The sequence below is a fragment of the Pseudomonas kairouanensis genome, assembly GCF_004682055.1.
Classification (GTDB): domain Bacteria; phylum Pseudomonadota; class Gammaproteobacteria; order Pseudomonadales; family Pseudomonadaceae; genus Aquipseudomonas; species Aquipseudomonas kairouanensis.
Window position 1 is genome coordinate 77,594 of the sequence record NZ_QUZU01000003.1, and the last position, 22,208, is coordinate 99,801.

Genomic DNA, 22,208 nt, shown 5'->3' on the forward strand with positions numbered 1-22,208 from the left:
ATCGGGTTACCACCAATACTTTCCAAAATTTTCCGGGTTGGCCCAGAAGCGGGCGTTGAGCCAGTCTGGCACCTGTTTATAGTCAAGCAGATCGTAGGTAAACAGTGTCAGAACCTGCTCATCGCGCTCAAAGCGCTCGCCGGCCTGCAGGGCCAGGGAGAAGAAGTCGGTGTCTTTCCAGTCGCAGGCGCCCAGGTCCACCAGCACGGCAATCTTGCTGGCGTTGAGGTTGCGGATGCCGCCGAGCAAGGTTAGGCCCTGTGGCTTTGACAAATGCTCCAGGCAATCGACTACCAGCGCCAGGTCAAAACGTTGCGCCGCCAGGGCCGCCGGCAGCGGGCCGGGCGGGGCGACGGCGACGTGAGTGTCGGGGTGCGCCGCTTGAAAAGCCTCCAACGCCGGGAACCGGCTGGCGCCCAGCAATAGCAGGCGCTTGGGGCGGTGTTGGTCGAGCAGAGCGGCCAGGGCTTGTTGGGGTGTACGGGCGGAAATACCGGCGGTCATCAGAGATCCTCACATCAGGACCGTAGAGACTAGCGCGGCTGAGCGTGCGGGCCTAGAGCGCACGATTGCGAAAAGCCAGCTTTGTCTGTGAATCCCCAATAAATGCGGGGTGTCCGCGTAGTGGCGCAGATGAAAAGAGCCGTCTTTACTCCACCCATCGGCCCCCGCCGATCCCCTCAGGAGAAATCAGATGAGCATCATGCGGACAGCTCTACCCTTGGTTCTGCTAACCGGTGTATTGACAGGTTGCGCAGGCTTGCAAAAAACCGATTGGCCCACCTGCGCCGCCGTTGGCGGTGTGACCGGTGCGGCGATCGGTGCAACTGAAAGCTCTGCCTACGCAGGCTACGGCGCGTTGTTGATCGGCGGTATGGCCGGTGCCTATTGCTGGGTACATGGCGATGGCGACGAAGACGGCGATGGCGTGCCGGACAGCCGTGACAAGTGCCCAGGCACGCCCAAAGGCGTGCAGGTGGATGCCGATGGTTGCCCGCCGGTGCCGGTCGCGGCGGTGGTTGAGGAGGTGGTAGTGGTCAAGGAAGAAACCATCGTGATTCGCGATGTGCACTTCCAGTTCGACTCGGCCAAGCTGACGGCGGCGGATAAAACCAAGCTCGACACCATCGCCACGCGCCTGAAACAAGAGGCCCCAAGCGCCCAACTGCGGGTCAGCGGCCATACTGACAGTGTAGGTAAAGACGCCTACAACCAGAAACTCTCGGAAAAACGCGCCCATTCGGTCACCGATTACCTGATTGGTGCCGGCGTGCCTCGCAGCAACTTTGTGTCCGTGACCGGCGCCGGCGAAAGCCATCCGGTGGCCGACAACAAAACCGCTGAAGGCCGTGCCTTGAACCGTCGCACGGAAATCCAGATCAACCGCTGACAGCCCTTGCCCCTGTGGGATCCACAGGGGCATTGCCGGCGATCCTCGCTGAACCTTCGCGTTTATTAACTTTTTTGAACCTTCACTGGCAAATCGCCGGTAGAAGTCGTTACTGTGCGTCCAAAGAAAAAAACCAGACACAGTTTTTCGAAGAAATTCAAGGGAGCTTCACGATGCGCAAGGTTTTACTGTTGGCCCTGTTGGTCAGCCCCGTTGCCCTGGCCCAGAGCGTCAGTGTTGAAACCAACTCGTTGATGCGCCTGCCCAGCAGTACCAGTGTGCTGCAATTGGAGCGCCTGGACGTGGCGGACTACGGCACCCTGCTGATTCCGGCCACCATCAGCCAGGTCACCGTGGACGAGCTGCACCTGGGCCGCGAAGCCCGTATCGCCATTGTGCCGGGTAATACCGCGTTGCAACTGCAGGTACGCCATGCGCAATTGGATCACGGCAGCCAGATCACCTCGCGCGGCGCCCCCGGTACCCACGAAAAACCTGCCAAGGCCGGGCGCGACCTGACCTTGCGCATCAATTCCCTGGTGGCCGAAGAACTCTCGGTGGATGCCCGTGGCGGTGCCGGTGCCCAGGGGTACGCCGGGCTGGATGGCGCCAACGGCGTGGACCCAGGTTGCACCTGGGGTTCGGCCGGGCGCGGAGCCAATGGCGACAACGGTGGCGACGGCTTGCCTGGTGGAGCAGGGGCGCTGGTACGGGTTGAACTGCCGCAAAGCTTCCCGGCCGAGCAGATCAAGGTGTGGGTGGACGGTGGTGCCGGTGGTCTGGCCGGCACGGCAGGCAAGCCAGGGCGTGGCGGGCAGTCCAAGGGCTGCCTGGTGTACCAGGCCGACGGCGGCGAGAAGGGCCGCCCTGGGTTGGAAGGGCAGCCGGGGCCTGCGGGGCCTGCGGGTGCTGTGACTGTCCAAAGGTTTTGAGTCGTTTGGTTTGACGCTATCGGGAGCAAGCCCCCTCCCACACTTTGATATGTGAACGCAGTCAAAATGTGGGAGGGGGCTTGCTCCCGATAGCGGATTAAAGGTTGACTCAGAACATCGGCCGAGCCGAAGCCACCGCCACCACCACCAACCCCACCAGCAAATTAATCCCCACCAACCGACGAATCTGCCCCAACACCGCAGCCCCTGCTGGCCAATCCTCAGCCGCCACCGCCGCGCGCAATGCCGGGAATTTCAACGCCTGGATACGGATAAACAGCGCCGTCATCACCAGATACAAGCCCATCATCACCTGCACATAACGCGGGGCCGTCTCAAACCCGTTGAAGCGCAGTTGCAGCAAGCCAATGCCGCTGATCGGCAAAACCGCCACCGCGACCCACACCCACACAAAAAAACGTTGAAACACATTTGCCCATAGCGTGAGCCGGGCAGGGCCCTCAAGCGCCGTCATTGCGGCGGGACGCAGGATCATCCAGGCGAAAAACATACCGCCGACCCAGATCAGGGCGGCCAATACATGCAGGGTGTAGGCGAGGCTAAACGCGGTCATTGAAGTACTCCGTTCTGCGCGGGATTAATTAGCGGGGTATGATAGCGGCCGATCCGAACCACTGAAAATTTATCCAGCGTTTTTTGCGCCCGACTATCCATGATCAGCACTGAACTCAAAACCACGATCCAGGGCGCCTATTCGCGTTTTCTCGAAGCCAAGAGCTTGAAACCGCGTTATGGCCAACGCCTGATGATCGCCGAAGTGGCCAAGGTCCTCGGGGATATCGACACCGACGACGAAGGTCGCCGCGAAGGTGAGCCTGCGGTCGTGGCCGTCGAGGCCGGCACCGGTACCGGCAAGACCGTGGCCTACAGCCTGGCCGCCATTCCCACCGCCAAGGCCGCTGGCAAGCGCCTGGTGATCGCCACCGCCACCGTCGCCCTGCAAGAGCAGATCGTCTACAAAGACCTGCCCGACCTCATGCGCAACAGCGGCCTGAACTTTACCTTCGCCCTGGCCAAGGGGCGTGGGCGCTATATGTGCCTGTCCAAGCTCGACGTACTGCTGCAGGAAGGCCACGCCCAAACCGCCACGGCGTCGTTGTTCGAAGAAGAAGGCTTCAAGATCGAGGTCGATGAAGTCAGCCAGAAGCTGTTCACCAGCATGATCGAAAAACTGGCCGGCAATAAGTGGGACGGCGACCGCGACAGCTGGCCCACCGCCCTGGAAGATTCCGACTGGGCGCGCCTGACCACCGATCACAGCCAGTGTACCAACCGGCATTGCCCCAACTTCGGCCAATGCGCTTTCTACAAGGCCCGTGAAGGTATGGGCAAGGTCGATGTGATCGTCACCAACCATGACATGGTGCTGGCCGACCTGGCCCTGGGCGGCGGCGCCGTGCTGCCGGATCCGCGCGACACCCTCTACGTCTTCGACGAAGGCCACCACCTGCCGGACAAGGCCATCGGCCACTTCGCCCATTACACCCGGCTGCGTTCCACCGCCGATTGGCTGGAGAGCACCGCCAAAAACCTGACCAAGTTGCTCGCCCAGCACCCGTTGCCGGGCGACCTGGGCAAGTTGATCGAACAGGTGCCGGAGCTGGCGCGGGAGATCAAGACCCAGCAGCAATTCATGTTCAGCGCCTGCGAGCAGGTGGCCGACTTCAAGCCCGGTGAAGACGTGGAAGGCCGCGAGCGGCCGCGTCACCGCTTTGTCGGCGGCTTGATCCCCGAGCATATGCGCGAAATGGGCATCGAGTTGAAGAAGGGCTTCTCACGCCTGACTGACCTCTTTACCCGTCTCACCGACCTGCTTAAAGAGGGCATGGACGGCGAGGTCAACATCGGTATCGCCAGCAACCAGGCCGAAGAATGGTACCCCCTGTTCGGCAGCCTGTTGTCCCGTGCCCAGGGCAACTGGGAGTTGTGGACCGCCTTCACCGTCGAAGACCCGGAAGACAACCCGCCCATGGCCCGTTGGCTGACCCTGTCGGAAAGCGGTGCCTTGTTTGATATCGAGGTCAACGCCAGCCCCATCCTCGCTGCCGAAATGCTGCGCCGCAACCTGTGGAACGTGGCCTACGGCTGCCTGGTGACCTCGGCGACGCTCACCGCCCTGGGCACCTTCGACCGCTTCCGCATGCGCGCAGGCCTGCCGAAAAAGGCCGTGACCGCCGTGGTGCCAAGCCCCTTCCATCACGCTGATGCCGGCGTGCTGCGGGTGCCCGACCTCAAGGCCGACCCGCGTGATGCAGCCGCCCATACGGCGGCGATCATTCGCGACCTGCCGGAATTGGTCGAAGGTTCACGCGGCACCCTGGTGCTGTTTTCGTCACGTAAACAGATGCAGGACGTGTTCGACGGCCTCGACCGTGACTGGCGCAAGCAGGTGTTTATCCAGGGCAACCTCTCCAAGCAGGAAACCCTCAACAAACACAAGGCACGGGTGGACGGTGGCGATTCCAGCGTACTGTTCGGCCTAGCCAGTTTCGCCGAAGGCGTGGACTTGCCCGGTGCTTATTGTGAGCACGTGGTGATCGCCAAGATCCCGTTCTCGGTGCCGGACGATCCGGTTGAGGCCGCATTGGCCGAGTGGATCGAAGCGCGGGGCGGCAACCCGTTCATGGAAATCTCCGTGCCGGATGCGTCCCTGAAGCTGGTCCAGGCCTGCGGGCGCTTGCTGCGCACCGAGCAAGACCGGGGCACCATCACCTTGCTTGACCGCCGTTTGGTCACTCAGCGCTACGGCAAAGCTATTCTTAATGCTTTGCCGCCCTTCAGGCGCGAAATTTCTTAAGCCACTGTGGGCGGTTTCGCCCACTTTGTGGTCTACCTCAATCATGTCACCAGGCCATTCATCGGCCGTCCGGGAGAACCTTGTTCGTATGATTCGCACGCTGCCTGCTCTATTTGCCCTGTTGTTCGCTGCGCCCTTGCTGGCCGCACCTGCCGGGCAACAGACCCTGTTCAACTTCGTCCGGCCTGCCGATGTGGTCAAGGTGGCGACCCAGGACGCCAGCCTGCCCCAATACAACGCCGAACAAACCCCCGAAGGCGAGGTGCTGCGCCGTATCACCTTTAACCCTGCCGCCGAACCGAGCCTGGTGCTCAGCCCGCAAGCGGGTGTGTGGGACTGGTCCCAGTCCAGCGCCATGAGCCTGCGTATCCAGAGCGCGATGGACTGGGCGCTGACCCTCTACGTCAAGGTGCAGAGTGCCGACGGCAAGACCTTGCTCAGTCGCATCGACCTGCCGGCAGGGCCCGCGCAGACCCTGCTGATTCCGCTGCAAGCCAATTCGCCGCTGAGCCAGGGCATGAAGGCCGGGCCGCCGATGCCGATCACCGTAGACGGCCAGCGTGTAATGCTGGGCAGCAGCGCGGGTGAAATCGACCGCAGCCAGGTGGTCTCGGTCACGCTGTCGATGATCAAGCCCAACGTTGCCCAAAGCATCCTGTTGGAGCGCTTTGGCGTTCAGGACAGCGAGCCGGTATTCAAGGCCGCCTACAGCGAACTGGTGGATGCCTACGGCCAGTCCACCCGTGCCCGCTGGCCAGAGAAGGTCAGCAGCGACGAACAACTCAAGGCCGCCGCCGCCAGGGAGCAGCAACAGCTTCAGGGCTGGCTGGCTACGCGGGATAAATCCGCCCTGGACCCATACGGCGGCTGGAACAAAGGGCCTGCCTTCGACGCTAGCGGGTTTTTCCGCACCGAGAAGCGCGACGGCCGCTGGTACCTGGTGACGCCGGAAGGTCATCCCTTCTATTCGCTGGGTGTAAACACCGTGGCCCCGGACAACAGCCAGACCTACGTGGCGGGCCGCGAATGGATGTTCGCGGCGTTGCCCAAGGGGGGTGAACCCTTCGACAAGTATTACGGCAGCAGCGATAGCCGCACCGGCAATGGCGCGGGCGAGGGCCGCAGTTTTGGTGCCGGGCGCTGGTATGACTTCTATGGCGCCAACCTGCAACGCACCTATGGCGGCGACGGCTTCGACCAGAAACGCTGGGTTACCCACACCCTCGACCGCCTGCAAGCCTGGGGTTTCAACACCGTGGGCAACTGGAGCGACGAGGAGTTGGCCACCGCCGACCGCGTGCCCTACACCTTGCCGCTGTCGATTGTCGGCGATTACGCCAGCATCAGTACCGGCACCGACTGGTGGGGGGGCATGCCCGACCCGTTCGACCCGCGCTTTGCCATGGCCACCGAGCGCGCCGTGGCCATTGCCGCTCGCGATCACCGTGACGACCCTTGGTTGATCGGTTTCTTCGCCGATAACGAGCTGGCCTGGGCCGGTCCCGGCGATGACCCGAAATCCCGCTACGCCCTGGCCTACGGCACGCTGCGCATGACCACCGATGTACCGGCCAAGCGTGCGTTCCTCAAGCAACTGCGCGACAAATACCGCAACGAAGCGGGCCTGTCGAAGGCCTGGGGCATCCAGCTGGCCGGTTGGGAGTTGATGGAAGACCCAGGCTTCGAGCCGCCGATGCCGAATGCCGAGCACCCGGAAATCGAAGCAGACTTCAAATACTTCCAGAAGACTTTCGCCGACGCCTACTTCAAAACCATCTCCGACTCGCTTAAATGGCACGCGCCCAACCAACTGTTGCTGGGCGGTCGCTATGCGGTGAGCACCCCGGAAGCGGTGGCATCGTGCGCCCAGTACTGCGATGTGCTGAGCTTCAACATGTACACCCTCAAACCCCAGGACGGTTACGACTTTGCCGCGCTGCGCGCGCTGGACAAACCGGTGTTGATTACCGAGTTCAACTTTGGCTCCGCCGACCGTGGCCCGTTCTGGGGTGGGGTAACCCAATTGGCGAAGGAAGACGACCGTGGCGTGGCCTATGGCAACTTCCTCAAGCAGGCCATGGCCGAACCGTCGATTGTCGGTGTGCATTGGTTCCAATACCTCGATCAGCCGGTGACCGGTCGCTTGCTGGACGGTGAAAACGGCCATTTTGGTCTGGTCGGTATCACCGATGTACCGTTCCAGGGCTTTGTCGAAAGCGTGCGTAAAAGCAACCTGGCGGCGGTCGATCAACTGGGCAAGGAAGCTGAAAAGGCCAAGGCCGCGAGCGCTGTTCGCGAGCGCGAAGGCGGCAATGCTGGGCATGAGGGCAAAGGCGCAGGGAAGGGCGGTGGACACGCCGGTGGGCACGGCGGCAATGGCCATTGATTAAGGGGTGACGGGTTCACAAATCCTACAAGGGCTGGAACAATGTCCGCCACTTTTTAGCGTTTTTTCTGAGGGCGTCCGGTGCAGATTCAGGGTCATTACGAACTCCAGTTCGAAGCGGTACGCGAAGCTTTTGCCGCGTTGTTCGATGACCCGCAAGAGCGTGGCGCCGGGCTCTGCATCCAGATCGGTGGCCAAACCGTGGTCGATCTGTGGGCGGGCACCGCCGATAAGGACGGCGCCGAGGCCTGGCACAGCGACACCATCGTCAACCTGTTCTCTTGCACCAAGACCTTTACCGCCGTCACGGCCCTGCAACTGGTGGCCGAAGGCAAGCTGCAACTGGATGCTCCGGTTGCCAAATACTGGCCGGAATTTGCCGCCGCCGGGAAAGAAACCATCACCCTGCGCCAGTTGCTCTGCCATCAGGCCGGGCTGCCGGCGATTCGTGAAATGCTGCCCACCGAAGCCCTGTACGACTGGCAGTTGATGGTCGACACCCTGGCCGCCGAAGCGCCGTGGTGGACGCCGGGCCAGGGCCATGGCTACGAGGCCATCACCTATGGCTGGCTGGTGGGTGAACTGCTGCGTCGCGCCGATGGTCGTGGCCCGGGAGAATCGATCGTGGCGCGGGTTGCACGGCCGCTCGGGCTGGACTTTCACGTAGGTTTGGCTGATGAAGAGTTTTATCGCGTCGCCCATATAGCGCGCAGCAAAGGCAATATGGGTGATGAAGCCGCACAACGGTTATTGCAAGTAATGATGCGTGAGCCGACGGCGATGACTACACGAGCATTTGCCAATCCACCGTCTATTCTGACCAGCACTAATAAGCCCGAATGGCGACGCATGCAGCAGCCAGCGGCAAATGGCCACGGTAATGCACGCAGCCTGGCGGGTTTTTATAGCGGGTTGTTGGACGGAAGTTTGCTCGAAGCCGACATGCTCGAACAATTGACCCGTGAGCACAGTATCGGGCCGGATAAAACATTGTTGACACAAACCCGTTTTGGCCTGGGTTGCATGTTGGATCAACCGCAACTGCCCAATGCCACGTTCGGCCTTGGCCCGCGTGCGTTTGGTCACCCTGGGGCAGGTGGTTCGGTGGGGTTTGCCGACCCGGAGCATGATGTAGCGTTTGGTTTCGTGACTAATACATTGGGCCCTTATGTACTTATGGACCCACGCGCACAGAAGTTGGTCGGAATATTGGCCGGTTGTCTGTAAACCCCTTGCTGTTTCACGTTTTTTTGTTACAAAGGCAACTATAAGAAGGTGCTGTAGGAAAAGTTGTAACTTTATTCTCCTTCAAGCGTCTGTTTAACGGGTCATCCAGGCCCTCCGGTTTTTCTCATTTTGTGGATATATCATGTTATCGAACAAGTCCTTGGCACTGGCGCTTTGCCTCACCATTACTGGCTGCGCACAAACTCCACAAAATGATGCCGATGGCGGGCATTGGTGGTCATTTGGATCCGACAAGGCGGCGACCAAGGACGCAGTCGCTCAAACCGACGCCAAGCCTGCCGCTGGTGCCAAGCCTGCCTCACCCGTAGCCGCCGCTGCCGCGCCTGCTGCCAAGGCTGATACCGGCTCCAGCTGGTGGCCGTTCTCCTCCAAAAGCGCTGACGACAAGGCTGCCGACGCCAAGGCCGATTTGAAAGCCGATCTCAAGGCCGCCACGCCAGCACCTGATGCCGCTGCCGTCGCCAAAACCGACAGCGAAACTCACTGGTGGTGGCCGTTCGAAAGCAAGCCAAAGCCACTGGCCAAGGTCGATGTGACCAACGTGCCGATGCCTGACCCGAAAATTACCCAAGCCTGGCTCGACGACTACGAGCCACGCCTGCGTGCTGCCATCAAGGACAGCAACCTGCAGCTGGAACGCCGTGACAACGTATTGGTGGTGATCGCGCCGGTAGACGGCTCCTACAACCCTAAGCGCCCGGCGATGCTGTTGCCGGTCACCTTGGGTCCGTTCACCCGTGTTGCCAAGGCGGTTGAAGCCGATCCCAAGACTGCCGTATTGGTACTGGGCCATGTGGATGCCACGGGTACCGCGCCTGCGAGCCAGGCGTTGAGCAAGGAGCGTGCGCAATCCATCGCGTCCATCTTCAGCCTCAGCGGCCTGAAGCAAGACCGCCTGATGCTGCGTGGCATGGGCGACTTGATGCCGCGTGCCGCCAACGACAGCACCCAGGGCCGTGCGCTGAACCGTCGCATGGAAATTATGTTCACTCAGCGTACAACTATGTTGGCCCTGTTGAGCAAGTACAACTCGGGCAAGACTCCGCCTGTGGCTGAGATGGTTGCCGTGCAGAATGCTCCGGCACCGGCGCCTGCTGCTGCCAAAGCCCCTGCGAAAAAGGCACCCGTTGCCAAGAAAGCTGCTGCCAAACCAGCCGCCAAAAAGGCCCCGGCCAAGCCTGCTGCCAAGAAACCGGCTGCGGTTAAAGCCAAGGCCGCTGCACCGGCGAACGACCAGGCGAAAAACTGATCCGTTGAACCAGAAGGATAAAGCTGCATGACCCAGGCCCTGGCCGATATGCGCCGAGACTACACACGGGATGGTTTGAGCGAGGCCCAGGCTCCGAGCGAACCGTTTGCGTTGTTCCACCAATGGTTCGGTGACGCGGTGAAAACCGAGCAGCCGCCGGTGGAGGCCAATGCCATGACCTTGGCCACCGTCGACCAGGACGGGCGTCCGCACTGCCGCATCCTGCTGCTCAAGGGCTTGGATGCGCAGGGCTTTACCTTCTTCACCAACTACCAGAGCGCCAAGGGCGAACAACTGGCGGCACGGCCCTTCGCGGCCATGACCTTTTTCTGGCCGACCTTGGAGCGCCAAGTGCGTATCGAGGGGCGGGTGGTCAAGGTCACGCCTGAAGAGTCGGATGCTTACTATCAGGTTCGCCCACTGGGTAGCCGTCTGGGGGCGTGGGCATCACCGCAGAGCAAGGTCATTCGTGATCGTGAAGAACTGCAGGACCTGCTCAAGGCCACTGAACAGCGCTTTTGCGATACGCAGCCGGGCTGCCCAGAACACTGGGGTGGCTATCGCCTGCTGCCGGAGCGCATCGAGTTCTGGCAAGGCCGCGCCAGCCGCCTGCACGACCGTCTGAACTACCGCCTGCAAGATACCGAATGGACCCGCGAGCGCCTGGCGCCCTGAGTCGCACCTTTCGTCGTTTAACCTGAATGTTGCCCTGTGCGCCGACGTCTCTATTCAAGAGGCTTCGGTCGCAGGCGGCTGTGCGGCTACAATGAAGAAACCGTCATGACATCTCTTGGCACAAAAGCTGAGATACCGTTGGTCGAGTTTTCGGGTACTGGCAGTCTGTACTAAGGCTGAATGAAAACAGATTTCTGCCGTGCTGGCCGTGACAGGCGCCAACCTGCAGCGTTTAATGAACCCCTGTCCTTTGGAGTTGATGCTATGCGTAAGTCCGTTTTACTGGTTGCCTGCTTTACCACCCTGTCATTGTTGCTGGGTGGCTGCGCCTCGAGTCTGACCGGCGACTCGTATTCCCGTGATGAAGCGCGTCGTGTGCAGACCGTGCGCATGGGCACCATTGAATCCCTGCGTCCGGTGAAAATCGAAGGCACCAAGACCCCAATCGGCGGCGCTGCCGGTGCCGTTATCGGCGGCGTTGGCGGCAGCGCCATCGGCGGCGGCCGCGGCAGCATCGTGACGGCAGTGATCGGCGCCGTCGCCGGCGGCCTGCTGGGCTCGGCCACCGAAGAAGGCCTGACCCGCACCCAAGGCGTAGAAATCACCGTTCGCGAAGACGACGGCAGCACGCGCGCCTACGTACAGGCGGTGCAGGAGAATGAAATCTTCCGCATTGGCGACCGTGTGCGCATCATGACCGTTGACGGTACCAGCCGCGTTACGCGTTAAACGCCGGGTGTAGAAACAAAAAACCCCAACCGGGTGACCGGTTGGGGTTTTTTGTCGATTTCAAAAGGTTAAAGCAGTGGGAGCCTCGCCCGAATTCTAATGACTGGAGAGTGGAAGTTCGAAATAAAAGGCAGGCAATAAAAAACCGCCTTAGTAGGGCGGTTTTTTATTGCCTGCCTGGTTTTAAACCGGCTTGCATACTCACAGGACGCGATGACATGGGGGAAATACTACTGTCGAGTACGCTGGCTTGCAAGGTACTGCGATGAGCGGTGGTCGGTATGTATAACAGTTTTATTTTTCGGTACATTCCGCAAAAAATTGACATAAAACTCTAGAGTTATCCACGAACTCGATTGCGCGCGGTTACACCTTCAAGTCGAGTGCTCAGTTAGTATCCACACCGTTCCACGTTCGTTGCTTTGTAGGTTGGCCGGGTCAGTGTCGAAGGTTTTGGACCGACCGCCACGGGCTAGTAATCCGTGCCGGATTCATGCGGGAGGCCCATCAACCCAGCCACCTCAAAGGACGCGGTGACAGCATCCGAAGGCCCACGTGTTCCGGTAAGTGCGCTGGAGGTATGGCCCAACTCACGGAGGGCCGAGTATGTCTAAGTTTGCACGACGTACGTGGAACCTCGTAGTGAACTGCCTGCGTGCTTATCACGTATGGAAGTTCCTACGGGACAGCTTTGATGACCTATAAGGTCTGAGAGGTGGAGCCCCCTTCGGTTCAAACCGAGGGGGGCTTTTTGGTTTTTGGAGCGGTGTCTTCAAGCTTTCTTGCGACTCGCCATCGCCGTCACCGCATACCCAATACACGCCGCCAATATCGACCCGGTCAGAATCCCCATGCGATCCTCCCCTGCAAACTCACTGGCGCCCGGTACAAACGCCAGGGAGCCGACAAACAGGCTCATGGTAAAGCCGATGCCGCACAGGATCGCCACGCCGAATACCTGGCCCCAATTGGCGCCGGAGGGCAGGGCGGCGAGGCCGGTCTTGACGGCGAACCAGGTGAGGCCGAACACGCCGATGGTCTTGCCCACCAGCAGGCCGGTGGCAATGCCCATCGGCACATGGTGGGTGAAGCTTTCCAGGCTGACCCCGGCCAAGGACACACCGGCGTTGGCGAAGGCAAACAGCGGCAGGATGCCGTAGGCCACCCACGGATGCAGGGCGTGTTCCAGGGTCATCAATGGCGACGGCTCGGCGTTCTTGGTACGCAGCGGGATGCAAAATGCCAGGGTCACACCGGCCAGGGTGGCATGCACGCCGCTCTTGAGTACGCACACCCACAGGATCAGGCCGATGATCAGGTACGGCCCGAGCTTGATCACTCCCAGGCGGTTCATGGCGATCAATGCAATCAAGCACAGGCCCGCGCCTGCCAGGGAGGCCCCGGACAGGTCGGCGGAATAGAACAGGGCAATGACGATGATCGCCCCCAGGTCATCGATGATGGCCAGGGTCATCAAAAACAGCTTCAACGACACCGGCACACGCTTGCCCAACAGGGCCAGCACGCCGAGGGCGAAGGCGATGTCGGTGGCCATGGGGATCGCCCAGCCGGACAGCGCGGCGGGGTAATCCTTGTTGATTGCCCAGTAGATCAGTGCCGGCACCACCATGCCGCCGATGGCCGCCGCTCCCGGCAGCACCACCTGGGAAGGCTTGGACAGGTGGCCGTCGAGCAACTCGCGCTTGACCTCCAGGCCGATCAGCAGGAAGAACAGGGCCATCAGGCCGTCGTTGATCCAGAGCAGGGCGGGCTTGGCGATTATCAACGCGCCAACCTGTGCCACCACCGGTACCTCAAGAAAGGCGTTGTACAGGTGCGACAACGGTGAGTTGTTGATGATCAACGCTAGAGCGGCAGCCGCGATCAACAACAGGCCGCTGGCCGCTTCCAGCTGGAAGAAACGGGTGAAAGTGCTACGCAGAGGCAAGGGATGCTCTCCAATCAAGGTTCAATAGGTGGGTACCCTAACCCGTACCGTTAGTTGTTAAAACAAAAGTTATATTCTTATTTGTTATAAGCGGAGGAGGCCGCCAACGCCGTTTTCACGCCGCGTGATTGTGTGTCCAATTGAGTCGTTACTGTATCTGTGTGGAGTGTAGGAAACCTCCTAAGATTGGTGCTGAAAACCCTTAGAGATTCCCGTCATGAGCGACCACCGCCCCTGGGCCCGCGAAGCCATTCGCATCATCGAAGCGGACTTCCAGCGCAGTGCCGACACCCACCTGATTCCCTTGCCGTTGCAGGGCTTGCCGGGTATCGCGTTGTACTTCAAGGATGAGTCCAGCCACCCCACCGGCAGCCTCAAGCATCGGCTGGCGCGCTCGTTGTTCCTGTATGCGCTGTGCAATGGCTGGCTCAAGCCGGGTGCGCCGGTGATCGAGGCCTCCAGTGGCTCCACCGCGATTTCCGAAGCCTACTTTGCGCGCATGCTCGGCCTGCCGTTCATTGCCGTAATGCCCGCCACCACCTCCCAGGAGAAGATCGCGCAGATCGCCTTCTATGGCGGCAAGAGCCACCTGGTACAAGATCCGACGCAGATCTATGCCGAATCCGAACGTCTGGCGCAGGAAAGCGGTGGTCATTTCATGGACCAGTTCACCTACGCCGAACGCGCCACCGACTGGCGGGCGAACAACAACATCGCCGAATCGATCTTCCAGCAGATGCGCTTTGAACACTATCCGGAGCCCAACTGGCTGATCTCCAGCCCCGGCACCGGCGGCACCACTGCGACCCTGGGTCGGTATGTGCGCTATCGCCAGCACAGCACTCGCGTGCTTTGCGCCGATGCCGAGCGCTCAGTGTTTTTCGATTTCTACCAAAGTGGCGACGCCAGCCTACGGCTGGACTGTGGCTCGCGCATAGAAGGCATCGGCCGGCCACGGGTGGAGGCGTCATTCCTGCCCAAGGTTATCGATGCGATGGTCAAGGTGCCGGACGCGCTGTCGCTGGCGGCCATGCATTACCTGGCCGGGCGTTTGGGGCGGCGGGTTGGCGGTTCCAGCGGGACCAACCTGATAGGGGCGTTGGTGGCGGCGCAGCAGATGAACGCGGCGGGGGAGTCGGGGTCGATCGTGGCGATCTTGTGTGATGGGGGCGAGCGGTATGCGACGACTTATTACGATCAGGCGTGGCTGGCCGCGCAAGGCTATGAGTTGGACGCTCTCATTGCGGCCGTCGCGGCGAGCGTGGAGCGTGGCGAGCCGCTGCCGCAGACAGTCTTGCGCGCAAATATCTGACCGCACCTAAAACCAATGTGGGAGGAGGCAAGCCCCACCCACATTTGGACCCATGCGCTTTTAGGCCTCGATGCCCAACATATCCCGCGCCAACGCTTCGGCAATCCGAATACCGTCCACACCCGCCGACAGAATCCCACCGGCATAACCGGCGCCTTCACCGGCCGGGAACAGGCCTTTGACATTCAGGCTCTGCATCGACGCGTCACGGGTAATGCGCAGTGGCGACGACGTGCGCGTCTCGATGCCGGTCAACACTGCATCGTGCAGCGAGTAACCCTTGATCTGCTTCTCGAACGCCGGCAGCGCTTCACGGATCGCCTCGATGGCGAAGTCCGGCAAGGCCAGGGCCAGGTCACCCAGGGCTACGCCCGGCTTGTAGGACGGCTCCACGCTGCCAATGGCCGTGGACGGTTTGCCCGCGATGAAGTCACCCACCAGTTGTGCCGGGGCTTCGTAGTTGCTGCCGCCAAGGATGTAGGCGTGGGACTCCAGGCGTTCCTGCAGCTCGATACCGGCCAGCGGGCCACCTGGGTAATCCACCTCAGGGGTGATGCCAACCACAATGCCGGAGTTGGCGTTGCGCTCGTTACGCGAGTATTGGCTCATGCCATTGGTGACCACGCGGTTCGGCTCGGAAGTGGCCGCCACCACGGTGCCGCCAGGGCACATGCAGAAGCTGTAGACCGAACGACCGTTTTTGGCGTGGTGTACCAACTTGTAGTCGGCGGCGCCAAGCTTGGGGTGCCCGGCGTATTTGCCCAGGCGCGCAGCGTCGATCAGCGATTGCGGGTGTTCGATACGGAAACCCACCGAGAACGGCTTGGCTTCCATGTACACGCCACGGCCGTGGAGCATGCGGAAGGTGTCGCGGGCGCTGTGGCCCAGGGCCAGGATCACATGCTTGGACAGGATCTGTTCGCCGCCATCCACAACGACGCCATTGAGTTGGCCGTCTTCGATCAGCACGTCGGTGACGCGCTGTTCGAAGCGCACTTCACCGCCAAGGGCGATGATCTGCTCGCGCATGTTTTCCACCACACCGGTCAGGCGGAAGGTACCGATGTGCGGTTTGCTGACGTAGAGGATTTCTTCCGGCGCGCCGGCTTTCACAAACTCATGCAGAACTTTGCGGCCGTGGAACTTGGGGTCCTTGATCTGGCTGTACAGCTTGCCATCGGAAAAGGTCCCGGCGCCGCCTTCACCGAACTGCACGTTGGACTCAGGGTTGAGCACGCTTTTGCGCCACAGGCCCCAGGTGTCCTTGGTGCGCTGGCGCACTTCCTTGCCGCGCTCCAGGATGATCGGCTTGAAGCCCATCTGCGCCAGCAACAACCCGGCGAAGATCCCGCAGGGGCCAAAACCCACCACGATTGGACGTTGCACAAGACCTTCCGGCGCCTGGCCAACCACTTTGTAGCTGACATCCGGTGCCGGGTTGATGTTGCGGTCATCGGCGAACTTGTTCAGCAGGGCGGCCTCGCCCTTTACGTTCAAGTCGATGGTGTAGATGAAGCACAGCTCCGAGGATTTCTTGCGCGCGTCGTAGCTGCGTTTGAACAGGGTGAAATCGAGCAGGTCATCACTGGCGACGCCCAGGCGCTGCACGATGGCAGGCCGCAGGTCTTCTTCGGGATGGTCGATGGGCAGCTTGAGTTCGGTGATTCGTAACATGACGGGATCCGGTAGGCGGCGGGCAAAGAGGCCGGCTGTTTTGCAAACCGGCGATTATAAGCCCCAATGGCGGTTTCCCGTCATATTAAAACAGCGCAGGGCGCCGTCAGTCGTCGCGTGAGCCGCCGAACGACGCGCAACCACGCTGGACCTGGCCATTGACCCGCAACTCGGCGGTCATGTGTTGCAGGCTGCCGCTGGCGCTGTCCACGCAGCGTTGCGGGGCTACCCATAGCTCGACGTGCTGATTGTTGGCTTCGGTCATCAGGTTGAAGCGGCCTTCACCGATTTGCTCTTCCACATACGGCACCGCCAACGGCGGCTGGCCTTCGCGCTCCAGCACCATGCCCTTGGCGGTGACATTCATCGCCCAGGCCGGCTTGTGGCCGTTGGCCCGCAGGATCATGCGCTTGAAGTCCGGGTCGTCGCAGGCCGAGGTCGAGCGTTCTACACGATAGAGTTGTTGCAGGTCCACCGAGCCCTGGGTGCCGGTGGCGACGCCGGAGAACTTGCCGCGCAGGTCGGCAAACAATGCGCCTTGCTGGCCGGCGAGGGAGGCGGCCTCCTGCAGGATATTGGTGCCGCCGGTGTCGTTGACCACGTAGTTGCGCTGGTCGCTGCACGGCTGGAACAACAGCTTGCCGCCCACCGCCGTGAGTTCGCCTTGCATGCGCGTAAGCCCTGCCAGCGAAGGCTTGGCCGGCTCGCTCTCGAACATCTGGCAGGCGGTGAACAGGGGCAGCAGTGCAAACAAGGCAAGGGTACGGGCGGCACGCATAGGGGGTCTCCAGACAAGTGCCGCCACGTTACGCAGGCTGGCGGTGCATCACAACCCCACCGGCCAGCTTCAGGCAATTCTTACGGACGCAGGATTTAGCCGACGATGAAAGTCTGGCCGGTCTGCAAGCCCTCTACGCTTTTGGCGTAGGCCAATGCCACATCGGCACCCGGCACGGGTTTGTAGCCACGGAAATACGGCGCATAGCTGTCCATGGCTTCAACCAATACATTCGCGCTCACCGAGTTGACCCGCAGGCCCCGTGGCAATTCAATCGCGGCCGCTTTGACAAAGGCATCGATTGCACCGTTGACCAGGGCCGCCGACGCGCCGGTACGAATGGGGTCACGGTTGAGAATGCCGCTGGTGAAGGTGAATGAGGCGCCGTCGTTGGCGTACGCCTGGCCAATCAGCAGCAGGTTGACCTGGCCCATCAGCTTGTCCCGCAGGCCCAGCTCAAAGTCGCTTTCGCTCATCTCGCCCAGTGCCACAAAGTTCACGCTGCCCGCCGCGCAGACCAGGGCGTCGAACTTGCCGGTCTGTTCAAACAGTTGGCGGATCGAGGCGCTGTCGCTGATATCCACTTGGAAGTCGCCGCTGCTGCGACCGATGCTGATCACTTCATGACGCTGTGCCAGTTCTGCCTTGACCTTTGAACCGACGGTGCCGCTGGCGCCAATCAACAGGATTTTCATGGTGCGTGTCTCCAGAGGGGTTAGTGAGGGTTCAGTCTAGAGTGGCTTTTTTGCTGAATAAACGTGCTAATAAGCAACCTTTGGTTTTCAAATGGAAACAATCCATGAGCGAGATGGATGATCTGGCGGCCTTCGCCGTACTGATCGAAGCCGGCAGTTTTACCCTGGCCGCCGAACAATTGGGCTGCAGCAAGGGCCAGCTGTCCAAGCGCATCAGCCAGCTCGAAGCGCAGTTCGGCGTGGTATTGCTGCACCGCACCACCCGCAAGCTCAGTCTCACCGCTGCCGGTGCGGCGCTGCTGCCACAGGCCCAGGCATTGGTGGTACAAGTGGATCGAGCGCGTCAGGCATTGGCCCGGCTCAAGGACGATTTGTCCGGACCTGTGCGTATGACGGTTCCGGTGTCTCTGGGAGAAACCTTCTTTGATGGCCTGTTGCTGGAGTTTTCCAAGCAATACCCGCAGGTGCAGATCGAACTGGAGTTGAACAACAGCTACCGGGACCTGGCGCGGGACGGCTTTGACCTGGGGGTTCGCTCAGGGGCGATTGAAAACGAGCGCCTGGTGGCCAAGCCGCTGCTGGCCTGGCACGAAATGACCTGCGCCAGCCCGGCCTACCTAAAGCAATACGGCGAGCCGCAGACCCCGGCGGAGCTGGTGGCGCACAGCTGCCTGCTCAACAGCCACTACAGCGGTCGCGAAGAGTGGCTGTACCACCAACAGCATGAGTTGCTGCGGGTGCGGGTCAGCGGCACTTTTGCCTCCAACCACTACAACCTGCTGAAAAAGGCTGCACTGGTGGGCGCCGGCATCGCGCGTCTGCCTTCCTACGTGCTTCATGCGGAACTGGCTGACGGCCGATTGCGCTGGCTCCTGCGCGATTACCAGACGCGGAGCATGCCGATGTACCTGGTTCATCCCTACCTGGGTGGCCTGCCGCGTCGTACCCAGGTGCTGGCCGATTACCTGGTGCAGTGGTTCAAGCGCAGCGGCGAAGCCCTCGATCGGCTTTAGCGGTAGCGGCGGGCGATCAGGTGGTCGATGGACAGGCCTCCAGGCCCTTTGGCCACCAACAACAGCAGCAAGGCAATCCAGGTGCCGTGGGTGGGGTAGGCATCCGGATAGACGAACAGTTGAATCACCAAGGTCATGCCGATCAGCGCCAAGGCCGAAAAGCGCGTGGCCAATCCCACCAGGATCAATACCGGGAAAAAATGCTCGGCAAACGCCGCCAGATACGCCGCCACTTCCGGTGACAGCAACGGCACGTGGTATTCACTGCGAAACAGCGGCAGGGTCGAAGCCGCGAGCCGAGGCTCCCCCAGTTGGAAAGTGCCGCTGATCAGGTCCACGGCAAAGCCTTCGATCTTGGTCTGCCCGGATTTCCAGAACACGGCGGCGATGGAAAAGCGTGCGACAAAGGCGATCAGGCTGTAGGGGATTTGCTCAAAAAGCTGAATGGCCCGTTTTACCAGGCACGGTGCGAAAGTGTTCATGGCACTACCTTTTGTTCTGTGTGCAGATGAGTGATGGCGTTGTAGCTGATCAGCAGGGTGAGGCATTGGTGCAGGTCGAATTCGGGGGCGGCGGCCAGCGCTTGCTCCACGGCCTGTTCCAATGTCGTTCCCCGGCCCAGGCAATTGATAAAGACCACCGAGCCACTGTCGATGGCGAACACCTTGACCGCCAGGCCTTGGCGCAGCACCAGTGCACCCTGGGCATGCCAGCGGTTGAGGGTGGCCAAGCCGCCTTCGATCTGATGGGCTGCCCACACGGCGACCACGGCATACGGAGAATCCAGCGTGCCCAGCGAAGGGGCCAGTTGCAGGCGCAGCCGTCCCAGGTCGGTTTGGCCTTGCAGGGCCTGGAGTAGGGCGTGTTGGTCCAGCGGCTGGCAATCAGCGGCGTGATAGGCGCGTACCCGCAAGCGCTCCAGCCGTGCGACGTCCGCCAGGTAGGGCACGCTGGCCGCAGGCTCAAAGCCTTGGATGAACTCGGCCAAGGTGTTGCCGTACTCGCTGATCAACGGGCCGGCAGGCGGGTGCGCTTGGATGTAAAGGCTGGCCATGGCACGGAAAAAATCATCGCCCACCAGTTGCAGGGTCACGGGATAGGCAGTGGCCAACGCATTGATCAACGCGCTGTATACGTTGTTGCGATACACCGCGAAACGGCTGGCTGGGTCGGCGCCGTTCGTGCTGAACAGGCCGTCGGGACAGGGCAGGTCGGGGGCCAGGAGGGCCTTGGCAAACGCGTCGTGAAGGCTCATGGGCGTACCTGCCGTAAATGCCAGTCGGCGTGCTCAGCTTCCGCGAGCAGCACGTTGAAAGCGGGCAGCTGATTGTCCCGTTCGATCAGCGTCGCCACCGGCCCGGTGTGTGCGAGCAGGTGTTCATACAGCTGCCACACGGCGTTATCGACGGCGGCACCGTGGTCATCGATCAGCAGGCGGTCGCCGAGGCTGTCGGTGTCTTCGGCAAAGCCCGCCAGATGAATCTCACCCACGGCATGCAAGGGCAGGGCATCGATATAGGCATGGGGATCACGCCGGTGGTTGATGCACGACACGTAGACGTTGTTCACATCCAGCAGCAGGCCACAGCCGGTGCGCCGGATGATCTCGCTGATGAAGTCGGTCTCGTCCAGCGTGGAGCGCTGCCATTGCAGGTAGGTCGATGGGTTCTCCAGCAACATTGGCCGCTTGAGGGTGTGCTGCACCTGGTCAACGTGTTCGCATACTCGTTGCAGGGTGGCACTGTCGTAAGCCAGTGGCAGCAGGTCATTGAGGAACACCGGGCCGTGGCTGGACCACGCCAGGTGTTCGGAAAAGGCGTGGGGTTGATAGCGCTCGATCAGCCTGGCCAAGCGTGCCAGGTGTTCACGGTCCAGTGGACCTTCGCCGCCAATGGACAGGCCTACGCCGTGCATGGACAGCGGGTACTGTTCGCGGATCAACCCCAGGTAGTGATGAAACGGGCCGCCGGCCACCATGTAGTTTTCGGCGTGCACTTCAAAAAAACCGATGTATGGGGAGGTGTCGAGCACTTCGCTGAAGTGCTCGTGCTTGAGGCCCAGCCCTGCCCGGCGTGGGAGGCCGGGCGCCTGTGGGGATGAAAGTGTCATCATCAGTGCTCAGGCTGAGTGAGGTATCAGGACTTGGCGGTGAAGGCCGCTTCTTGGCCGAAACCGGTCGGCGAGGTGGTGCTTGGGGTGTTGGTGCAAGTGCCGGCGGGGACCAGTTTCCAGGCGTTGGCCTGGTCTTTGGTTTTCGAGGTGCCGGCGCAGGAAGTGCCAGCGCCTGCTGCGCAATCGTTCTTGCCGGCTTCGGCGACGCCGAAGCATTTTTGCATGTCGTCGGCGGCGTGGGCGGTGGTGGTCAGGGAGGACAGGCTCAGGGCCGAACCCAGGGCCAAAACGAGGGAGGCGGCGGACAGTTTGGTGGTCATGGTGATTCTCCAGCAGTGGGTTGAGTTGGCGGGCTTGAGTGCCGGCTTGTACCACTAGAGGCAGTCGGATGGAATCTGTTACAGCCCCATCAAAAATAAATTCAGGTGGCACGAAACAAATGTGGGAGGGGGCTTGCCCCCGATGACAGTGTGTCAGTCTCATTGTCTGTGACTGATCCACCGCCATCGGGAGCAAGCCCCCTCCCACATTCATGCGCCGATTCGGTTAACCGCCCAAGTACGCCTCGCGCACTTTCGGATCGGTCAGCAACTGCTCGCCAGTCCCCTGCATCACCACCCGGCCGTTTTCCAACACATAGGCACGGTCGGCGATTTTCAGCGCCTGGTTGGCGTTTTGTTCTACCAGGAACACCGTGACACCGTCCTTGCGCAGTTGTTCGATGATGTCGAAGATCTGCTGGATGATGATCGGTGCCAAGCCCAGCGAAGGTTCGTCCAGCAGCAACAGCTTGGGCTTGCTCATCAGCGCCCTGCCGATGGCGAGCATTTGCTGCTCGCCGCCAGACATGGTGCCACCGCGCTGGCTGAAGCGTTCCTTGAGCCGTGGGAACAGGTGCAGCACCTTGTCCATCTGCTCCTGGAAGTCGCCCTTGTCGGTGAAGAACCCGCCCATGGCGAGGTTCTCTTCAACGGTCAGGCGTGAGAACACGCGACGGCCTTCCGGCACCACCGCAATGCTCTTGCGCATGATTTGGGACGACTGTTGGCCCACCAGCTCTTCACCCATGTAGCGGATGCTGCCGCTGTAGGCCTGGGGCGAACCGCACAGGGTCATCAGCAGGGTGGATTTACCGGCGCCGTTGGCACCGATCAGGGTAACGATCTCCCCTTGGCGCACTTCCACATTGACGCTGTGCAGGGCCTGGATCTTGCCGTAAAAAGTGGAAACGTTTTCGAATTGCAGCATT

General features: G+C 61.2%; 21 protein-coding genes. 10 read left to right on the forward strand and 11 right to left on the reverse strand.

Going from position 1 to position 22,208, the window contains the following annotated elements:
- Positions 1 to 6: 6 nt before the first annotated feature.
- On the reverse strand, positions 7 to 504 hold the full coding sequence (locus DYL59_RS04210) for a DUF6231 family protein (protein ID WP_135288034.1): 498 nt from the start codon (positions 502 to 504) through the stop codon (positions 7 to 9).
- 190 nt (positions 505 to 694) lie between these two features.
- Between DYL59_RS04210 and DYL59_RS04215 the strand changes: the two genes are divergently transcribed.
- The gene (locus DYL59_RS04215) at positions 695 to 1,390 is read left to right on the forward strand and encodes a PA1041 family peptidoglycan-binding anchor lipoprotein (RefSeq protein ID WP_135288035.1); all 696 of its coding nucleotides are present in this window, start codon (positions 695 to 697) and stop codon (positions 1,388 to 1,390) included.
- Between the two features lie 173 nt (positions 1,391 to 1,563).
- Complete coding sequence (locus DYL59_RS04220; RefSeq protein WP_135288036.1) at positions 1,564 to 2,322, forward strand: collagen-like protein; 759 nt, start codon at positions 1,564 to 1,566, stop codon at positions 2,320 to 2,322.
- A 109-nt stretch (positions 2,323 to 2,431) separates the two neighbouring features.
- Here the strand turns inward: DYL59_RS04220 and DYL59_RS04225 are convergent, their stop codons facing one another.
- Positions 2,432 to 2,896, reverse strand: a complete 465-nt coding sequence (locus DYL59_RS04225) for a CopD family protein (RefSeq protein ID WP_135288037.1) — start codon at positions 2,894 to 2,896, stop codon at positions 2,432 to 2,434.
- 99 nt (positions 2,897 to 2,995) lie between these two features.
- Between DYL59_RS04225 and dinG the strand changes: the two genes are divergently transcribed.
- The 6 genes from dinG to DYL59_RS04255 all read left to right on the forward strand — a co-directional run bounded on the left by dinG (position 2,996) and on the right by DYL59_RS04255 (position 11,427).
- Complete coding sequence (gene dinG / locus DYL59_RS04230; protein WP_135288038.1) at positions 2,996 to 5,140, forward strand: ATP-dependent DNA helicase DinG; 2,145 nt, start codon at positions 2,996 to 2,998, stop codon at positions 5,138 to 5,140.
- A gap of 88 nt (positions 5,141 to 5,228) precedes the next feature.
- Entirely contained in the window at positions 5,229 to 7,526 is a 2,298-nt protein-coding gene (locus tag DYL59_RS04235; RefSeq protein ID WP_135288039.1) for a beta-galactosidase, read from the forward strand.
- 81 nt (positions 7,527 to 7,607) lie between these two features.
- A complete protein-coding gene (locus DYL59_RS04240; RefSeq protein ID WP_135288040.1) occupies positions 7,608 to 8,753 on the forward strand; it encodes a serine hydrolase domain-containing protein in 1,146 nt (381 codons plus the stop codon).
- 142 nt (positions 8,754 to 8,895) lie between these two features.
- Complete coding sequence (locus DYL59_RS04245; protein WP_135288041.1) at positions 8,896 to 10,023, forward strand: OmpA family protein; 1,128 nt, start codon at positions 8,896 to 8,898, stop codon at positions 10,021 to 10,023.
- A 27-nt stretch (positions 10,024 to 10,050) separates the two neighbouring features.
- Positions 10,051 to 10,698 carry a pyridoxamine 5'-phosphate oxidase gene (gene pdxH, locus DYL59_RS04250; RefSeq protein WP_135288042.1) on the forward strand — a complete coding sequence of 216 codons (648 nt, stop codon included), beginning with the start codon at positions 10,051 to 10,053 and terminating at the stop codon, positions 10,696 to 10,698.
- A gap of 264 nt (positions 10,699 to 10,962) precedes the next feature.
- A complete protein-coding gene (locus DYL59_RS04255; protein ID WP_003231137.1) occupies positions 10,963 to 11,427 on the forward strand; it encodes an outer membrane lipoprotein in 465 nt (154 codons plus the stop codon).
- 772 nt (positions 11,428 to 12,199) lie between these two features.
- On the opposite strand, the gene nhaA is transcribed toward DYL59_RS04255, so the two are convergent.
- A complete protein-coding gene (nhaA, locus tag DYL59_RS04260) occupies positions 12,200 to 13,375 on the reverse strand; it encodes a Na+/H+ antiporter NhaA (protein ID WP_135288043.1) in 1,176 nt (391 codons plus the stop codon).
- 217 nt (positions 13,376 to 13,592) lie between these two features.
- Here nhaA and DYL59_RS04265 point away from each other — a divergent pair, with 217 nt between their 5' ends.
- Positions 13,593 to 14,687 (forward strand): PLP-dependent cysteine synthase family protein, encoded by a 1,095-nt coding sequence (locus DYL59_RS04265; protein ID WP_135288044.1) that lies wholly within the window; start codon positions 13,593 to 13,595, stop codon positions 14,685 to 14,687.
- Positions 14,688 to 14,747: 60 nt separating this feature from the next.
- On the opposite strand, the gene DYL59_RS04270 is transcribed toward DYL59_RS04265, so the two are convergent.
- The 3 genes from DYL59_RS04270 to DYL59_RS04280 form a co-directional block, all read right to left on the reverse strand.
- Positions 14,748 to 16,361: an NAD(P)/FAD-dependent oxidoreductase gene (locus DYL59_RS04270; protein ID WP_135288045.1), complete on the reverse strand. Its 1,614-nt coding sequence runs from the start codon at positions 16,359 to 16,361 to the stop codon at positions 14,748 to 14,750.
- Between the two features lie 106 nt (positions 16,362 to 16,467).
- Complete coding sequence (locus tag DYL59_RS04275) at positions 16,468 to 17,139, reverse strand: COG3650 family protein (protein WP_135288046.1); 672 nt, start codon at positions 17,137 to 17,139, stop codon at positions 16,468 to 16,470.
- Between the two features lie 95 nt (positions 17,140 to 17,234).
- The gene (locus DYL59_RS04280) at positions 17,235 to 17,834 is read right to left on the reverse strand and encodes a short chain dehydrogenase (RefSeq protein ID WP_135288047.1); all 600 of its coding nucleotides are present in this window, start codon (positions 17,832 to 17,834) and stop codon (positions 17,235 to 17,237) included.
- 104 nt (positions 17,835 to 17,938) lie between these two features.
- Between DYL59_RS04280 and DYL59_RS04285 the strand changes: the two genes are divergently transcribed.
- Positions 17,939 to 18,847, forward strand: coding sequence for a LysR family transcriptional regulator (locus tag DYL59_RS04285; protein WP_135288048.1), 909 nt, complete (start codon positions 17,939 to 17,941; stop codon positions 18,845 to 18,847).
- Here DYL59_RS04285 and DYL59_RS04290 read toward each other — a convergent pair.
- The 5 genes from DYL59_RS04290 to DYL59_RS04310 form a co-directional block, all read right to left on the reverse strand.
- Positions 18,844 to 19,329, reverse strand: coding sequence for a DoxX family protein (locus tag DYL59_RS04290; RefSeq protein ID WP_135288049.1), 486 nt, complete (start codon positions 19,327 to 19,329; stop codon positions 18,844 to 18,846). The genes DYL59_RS04285 and DYL59_RS04290 overlap by 4 nt on opposite strands.
- Positions 19,326 to 20,102 carry an HvfC/BufC N-terminal domain-containing protein gene (locus DYL59_RS04295; protein WP_135288050.1) on the reverse strand — a complete coding sequence of 259 codons (777 nt, stop codon included), beginning with the start codon at positions 20,100 to 20,102 and terminating at the stop codon, positions 19,326 to 19,328. The genes DYL59_RS04290 and DYL59_RS04295 overlap by 4 nt, the downstream gene beginning before the upstream one ends.
- Positions 20,099 to 20,959 (reverse strand): MNIO family bufferin maturase, encoded by an 861-nt coding sequence (gene bufB, locus DYL59_RS04300; RefSeq protein ID WP_135288051.1) that lies wholly within the window; start codon positions 20,957 to 20,959, stop codon positions 20,099 to 20,101. Before bufB ends, DYL59_RS04295 begins: the two co-directional genes overlap by 4 nt.
- A 23-nt stretch (positions 20,960 to 20,982) precedes the next feature.
- The gene (locus DYL59_RS04305) at positions 20,983 to 21,279 is read right to left on the reverse strand and encodes a BufA1 family periplasmic bufferin-type metallophore (RefSeq protein ID WP_135288052.1); all 297 of its coding nucleotides are present in this window, start codon (positions 21,277 to 21,279) and stop codon (positions 20,983 to 20,985) included.
- 226 nt (positions 21,280 to 21,505) lie between these two features.
- The gene (locus DYL59_RS04310; protein WP_135288053.1) at positions 21,506 to 22,207 is read right to left on the reverse strand and encodes an ABC transporter ATP-binding protein; all 702 of its coding nucleotides are present in this window, start codon (positions 22,205 to 22,207) and stop codon (positions 21,506 to 21,508) included.
- Position 22,208: the final 1 nt, after the last annotated feature.